The 588-nt window shown below is 71.9% G+C and carries 1 protein-coding gene; it reads right to left on the bottom strand.

The genetic code is table 11. The features are described from left to right. A partial coding sequence (locus HMPREF3099_RS11325; RefSeq protein WP_141762157.1) for a transposase occupies positions 1-588 on the bottom strand: 588 nt, incomplete at both ends.

The following is a 588-nucleotide window of genomic DNA, read 5'->3' as shown; positions in this document are numbered from 1 at the left end:
CGTTTGACCTCGCGGATGGGACTGGTCGGCAGGATCTCGAGCAGGCGCTGCGCGGCGGCCCTGCCGACGGTGGGGGTGGGGGCGTGGAACAGGGCTCGGACGTCCTGGGCGACCTGCCAGGCGAGCTCCACCTCGACGTGTGCCTCGTGAGCGGTGAACGCCGCGGTCAGGCGGGCTCGTTGCCGGTCAGAGATGTTCTCGACCCCAGCGCGCAGCAGGGTCCTGATCCCGTACAAGGGGTCGCCCCTGCGCCCGCGGTGGCCGGTGGTGTCCTGCTGGACCCGGCGACGGACGTCATCCACGCACGCGGTGGCGAGCTTCACGACGTGGAAGGCGTCCACGACCGCGGTCGCGTCGGCGAGGTGGTCATCGATCGCGTTCTTGTACCCGTGGAAGGGGTCCAGGGTGGCGATCTGCACGGCGTCGCGGAAGTCCTGCCCGCGGTCAGTGAGCCACGCCCCGTACACGGCGCCGGAACGGCCCGGGACGAGGTCGAGCAGCCGGGCACGGGTCCGGCCGTCCTGGTCGCGGGTCAGGTCGACCATTCCGGTGAGCATCCGCGGGCCACGCGTGCGCGGATCGACGTGG

Origin of the sequence: Kytococcus sp. HMSC28H12 (genome assembly GCF_001816045.1) — a bacterium.
Lineage (GTDB): Bacteria > Actinomycetota > Actinomycetes > Actinomycetales > Dermatophilaceae > Kytococcus > Kytococcus schroeteri.
Note: the sequence above shows the minus strand (reverse complement) of the source record. Positions and strands in the feature narration are given on the sequence as shown.